Genomic DNA, 4,741 nt, shown 5'->3' on the forward strand with positions numbered 1-4,741 from the left:
CTTTAAAAATTTAGATGATGAGACTTTGATAAGTTTGTTTATAAAAGGCATTTTAAAAGATATGCCAAGCGCAAGAGCCTTATATAACGCAGGGTATAGATCGCTCAAAGAGATCGAAGTAGCAAGCGATGATGAACTACTATCAATAAAAGGCATCAAGACAAAAAAGCTAAATGAGATAAGAGAATTCTTTAAAAATGGATGCAAATATATATAAAATTTAACATCGCTCCGACAAATACGGCATATATTTCGGCTTAATCTCCGCTGAATACAAAGGATATATCTATGCCGAAAAAAGAGCAATAATCGCCGAGCTTATCGCTATGTTTATGACATTTTACAAATACGCTTTAAGCATCAATTAAAAATCCCATCTCTTAATAGTGGCGTAATAGAGTAAAAAATTCTCATGGGTCCTCCTCAGCCCTTATTTTTAGATGCGGTGGCAAACCGCGAAAAAAATGGGGTTATAATCGTTTTTTAGGCACTTCGTTATCGTTTTTAGCTATAGAAAGTTGGGTTTTGGATGTTTAAAATTTGTCTTTTTTAAGAAAAAGCCTTAAAAAAGCAAAAATTTAAAAGGCAAAAAACTAAAAGATAGCTTAAAAATTACTCGTTTTATTTGCAAAATAACCTAATAAAGGGTATAATACACTTGTTATCGGTTATCACTTCAAAAGCCCCTTTTTTAAATTTATATACAAATCAATGAGTAAAATTATAGAAATCTTTGCAAAATCCATTTTTATAAAGCCTCGCTTAAATTTGTTAGAGTGGGCGGAGCGATATAGATTTTTGAGTAAAGAAAGCTCATCAAGCTTTGGAAAATTTAAGGCTTTTTCTTACCAGTGTGAGCCTATGATCGAAATCTCAAATCCAAAACGTGAAAAGGTCATTTTGCTATGGGCGTCACAGCTAGGCAAGAGTGAGCTAATAAATAATGTTTTGGGTTATTACATCCACCAAGAGCCAAGCACTATTTTGTTTATGCTACCTAACAAAGACGACGCAGAGGACTACTCAAAAAGGCGTTTAGCTCCGATGTTTCGAGATACGCACGAGCTAAGCGAGCTAATCAATGCAAACGACGCGAATAATACAATACTTATTAAAAACTTTAGGGGCGGAAATTTAGCTTTAGTTGGGTCAAATTCTCCATCAAAGCTAGCAAGTAAGCCTATAAAAGTTTTGCTAGTTGATGAGGCGGATCGATGCGAAGCTACTAAAGAGGGCGACAGCATAGAGCTGGCACAAAGGCGGACAGCTACATTTTACGACCGCAAAATAGTCATAAGCTCGACGCCTACCATTTCAGGCGCTAGCACGATCGAGAAAGAATTTATAAACTCCGATCAAAGGCTATTTTTTGTAAGGTGCCCTTTTTGTCAGCATGAGCAGAAGCTAATATTCGAGCGCATCATATACGAGCTAGACGAACACAAAGAGCTGATAAACGAAAGCGTAAAATATCAATGTAGCGAGTGCGGTAGCCTGCTAAGCGAGCAAGACAAGAACGAAGCCGTAAAAAATGGGCGATGGATAGCACAAAATCCAAAATCAAAAATAGCAGGATTTTTTTTAAACGCCATATACAGCCCTTTTTACAAAATGAGCGAGATAGTCAAGAACTATCTTGACGCAAAGGGCGACGAGCTAAAAATTCAAACATTTAAAAATACGATCGAGGCTCTAGCCTATGAGCCACCAAATACAAGTTTCAACGAAAACGAGCTTTTGGATAGGATCGAAGAGTATGACGATCAAAATTTATCACAAAATATAAGCTTTGTAACTGCTGGTGTGGATATACAAGGAAACCGCGTTGAGGTTATCTTTATCGGCTGGTGCAAAGGATATGAAGCTTATAACATCGATTATAAGCAAATTTATGGCAATACCGATCAAGATGAAGTTTGGCAAAAGCTTTTTAGGGAGCTAAAGCGTAAATTTAAAAGAGAGGACGGCAAAATCCTAAGCACTACGTTAGCACTAATTGATAGTGGCTTTAACTCCAGCCGAGTTTATGATTTTGTGAGCTTAGCGCCAAATTTCATAGCATCAAAAGGTGCAAGCGAGGCAAGCCAAAAAGTAGAATTTTTAAACAAAGTAAGAGTGTTAAAAAAAGGCGTTAGGCTGATAAACATAGGCACATTTAAAGGCAAAAGCGAGTTTTTTAGGCTGCTTAGCATAAAAGAAGCTGGCGAGGGTTATTTTCACTATAACAAAAATTTCACAAACGAATTCTTTTTGCAACTCACCGCCGAGAAGTTGCAAGAGGTAAAAAATAAAAGAGGATATACAAAATTGCAATACGTCAAGACTAGGGAGAGAAACGAAGCTTTGGATATAACAGTGCTGGCATACGCAGCGGCAAAACTTATCAAAAACGAGCTAAGACGAAAAAGGATTAAAAATGCAAATTCATAAAAAGGTGCTGGTAAAAAAGACAAGATACGATCTAAATATGAGCGTAGAAAACGCATCACGCTTTGAGCAGCTTTGCGAAGCTTACGAGATGAAAAAGTCAGACATGGCGGATTTTATCATTGAAAATTTTTGCAAAGGCAATCCAAGGTATAAGCAATATCTAGTAAATTTAAACGTCAAGAAAGAAGAGTTTAGAAAAAGGGTTGAAAACGATATGAGCTTATTTGGCACAAATTAAAAAGGAATTTAAAATGCAAGTAAGCACAAAAGAGCTAAGTAACGCTTTAGGGCTAACCGATAGGAGAGTGCAGGAGCTAGAAAGCGAGGGCATTATAAAAAAGATCGAGCGCAATAAATGGGACTTGACGGCTTGCATTGACGACTATATAAGCTACAAAATAAAACTTGCCACCCAGAGCTTTGAGTTAAGCGAAGCAAGAGCTAAAAAAGAGCTAGCAGATGCGGAGCTAAAGGAGCTAAGGCTAGCTAAAGAAAAAGGCGAAGTAATAGCTATTGATAGGCTAGAAAAAGACTTGAGCGACATCGCCACTGCCGTATCAAATAAGCTTTACTCGCTGCCAAATAAGCTAAAGCGCAGCATCGATCTAAGCGATGAGATAGAAAATGCGATCAATAATGAAGTTGAAAGCATATTAACCGAGCTAAAAGATGCCAAAATTTATAAAGATTTTGCGTAGATAGCTTTTAAATCCCCTCTTTCTCACTTGTAAAAAATATTTATAAATTTCTCTAAAATGAGCCAAAAAAGCAAAAGGGCTAAAGGCTGATGACTACACAAGAGAGAATTTTATTAATCGACAGCGCGATCGATGATGTTTTGGATAACCTCAAAGATGGCATCGAGATAAAAGAATACTGGATTGATAACTTAAAAGTCGTAAAGCGTAGCCCACTAGAGCTAATAAGCGAGCTAAGAAGAATAAGAGCAAGCATCATAAAAGACGCACAAAAGGCAAAAGCAACTAGCAAAACATATATTTTTGGGGATAGGTATTGATGAAGCGAAAAACAAAGCAAAATTTGTCTAAAAACATAAGCGTAAAACCAAAGATAAATTTTTTCAAATATCCAAGCTTAGAGCCTAACCGAATAAACTCATACGAGATAAGCCAGCTACTGCGCAATCAAGACATCGACAGAGTAAGTGCAAAGCTAAGAAAACAAGCACGCAGCATAAGCACGTCGGTATCTCTAACAAGTGGCTTTTTTGAGACGCTATGCAGTGAAATTTACGGCGAGCAAGGGTTTATCCTTGATATAACCACGCCAAAGAAAAATCTTAATCAAGCAGTGCAAAAATCATTTTTTGAGTGGGAACATATATGCTGCAAATATGGCGTTTATGATTTTGGCGATTATGAGGAGATGATCCTAACTGCGCTTTATCGCGACGGCGAGGCATTTATCAAGCTACACAAAGGCGATATGCTACAAATAGAGCTAATCGACGCCGAAGACATAGACAACGACCTAACCGACGAGAGCAAACATATATATTACGGCATAGAATACGATGCCGAGCGAGAGATGACGCCAAAAGCATACTACCGCCTGCTTAAAAATGGCAAATATGAGGTAATCCCAGCATCCGAGATCATACATATTAAAAAATCATCACTTTCAAAGCAAAAAAGAGGCGTAAGCAAGCTAGCAAGTGCGATCTTTGATACTCACAGCAAAGACAAGCTAAAAAAAGCAGAGCTTGACCGCGCAAGGCTTGCAAGTGAGCTAACTGGGTTTTTTACTCACAAAGATGAGGGATCGATACTTGGCAATGTCGAGTACGGCGATGATGGCGAGATAAGACAAAAAGAGATAAATTTACCTGAAAGCGTGCAGACTGGCACATTTACGTTTTTGGAGGATGGCATCACTCCGCAATTTGTAGAGCCACACAATCCTATCAATATGGAGTATTTTTTAAAAAGCACCGATAGGGATGTCGCTCGCTCGCTAGGGCTTAGCTACTCCACTTATACTGGCGATTTAAGAGAGGTTAATTATAGCTCCATCCGTCAAGGCACGATCGCAGAGCGCCGAAATTTTAAAAGGATACAAAATTTCATAAAGCGAAAATTTCACGACGAAGTTTTTAAAATGTGGATGGAGTGCGAACTAATCGCAGGACGCATCAAGCCAAGCGATTATAAGCAGTTAATAGGACACTTCACGTTTAAATCACAAGGCTGGGAGTATATCGACCCAGTAAAAGAGGTAAATGCGAACAAGATCGCCATTAGCGCAGGATTTAAGACGATAACCGAGGTCTTACGAGAGAAAGGCGTTGAGC

General features: G+C 38.2%; 6 protein-coding genes. All 6 read left to right on the forward strand.

Annotated features, from left to right (window positions below):
• A partial coding sequence (locus Q0296_RS05490) for a helix-hairpin-helix domain-containing protein (RefSeq protein ID WP_298037711.1) occupies positions 1–217 on the forward strand: 217 nt, incomplete at its 5' end.
• A 494-nt stretch (positions 218–711) separates the two neighbouring features.
• Positions 712–2,430 carry a terminase gpA endonuclease subunit gene (locus Q0296_RS05495; protein WP_298037718.1) on the forward strand — a complete coding sequence of 573 codons (1,719 nt, stop codon included), beginning with the start codon at positions 712–714 and terminating at the stop codon, positions 2,428–2,430.
• A complete protein-coding gene (locus Q0296_RS05500; protein WP_298037721.1) occupies positions 2,417–2,668 on the forward strand; it encodes a gag protein in 252 nt (83 codons plus the stop codon). The genes Q0296_RS05495 and Q0296_RS05500 overlap by 14 nt, the downstream gene beginning before the upstream one ends.
• 13 nt (positions 2,669–2,681) lie before the next feature.
• Positions 2,682–3,128 (forward strand): hypothetical protein, encoded by a 447-nt coding sequence (locus Q0296_RS05505; protein ID WP_298037724.1) that lies wholly within the window; start codon positions 2,682–2,684, stop codon positions 3,126–3,128.
• A gap of 89 nt (positions 3,129–3,217) precedes the next feature.
• Positions 3,218–3,448: a hypothetical protein gene (locus Q0296_RS05510; RefSeq protein WP_103601941.1), complete on the forward strand. Its 231-nt coding sequence runs from the start codon at positions 3,218–3,220 to the stop codon at positions 3,446–3,448.
• Positions 3,448–4,741 (forward strand): phage portal protein (locus Q0296_RS05515; RefSeq protein WP_298037728.1); only part of this gene is annotated, 1,294 nt, incomplete at its 3' end. The genes Q0296_RS05510 and Q0296_RS05515, both read left to right, overlap by 1 nt.

This window comes from uncultured Campylobacter sp. (assembly GCF_937890585.1).
Classification (GTDB): Bacteria; Campylobacterota; Campylobacteria; order Campylobacterales; family Campylobacteraceae; genus Campylobacter_A.

Excerpts from the sequence above, each read along its gene's own strand:
- Q0296_RS05495 (WP_298037718.1), top strand. The coding sequence starts at position 712 with ATGAGTAAAATTATAGAAATCTTTGCAAAATCCATTTTTATAAAGCCT.
- Q0296_RS05500 (WP_298037721.1), top strand. The coding sequence starts at position 2,417 with ATGCAAATTCATAAAAAGGTGCTGGTAAAAAAGACAAGATACGATCTA.
- Q0296_RS05505 (WP_298037724.1), top strand. The coding sequence starts at position 2,682 with ATGCAAGTAAGCACAAAAGAGCTAAGTAACGCTTTAGGGCTAACCGAT.
- Q0296_RS05510 (WP_103601941.1), top strand. The coding sequence starts at position 3,218 with ATGACTACACAAGAGAGAATTTTATTAATCGACAGCGCGATCGATGAT.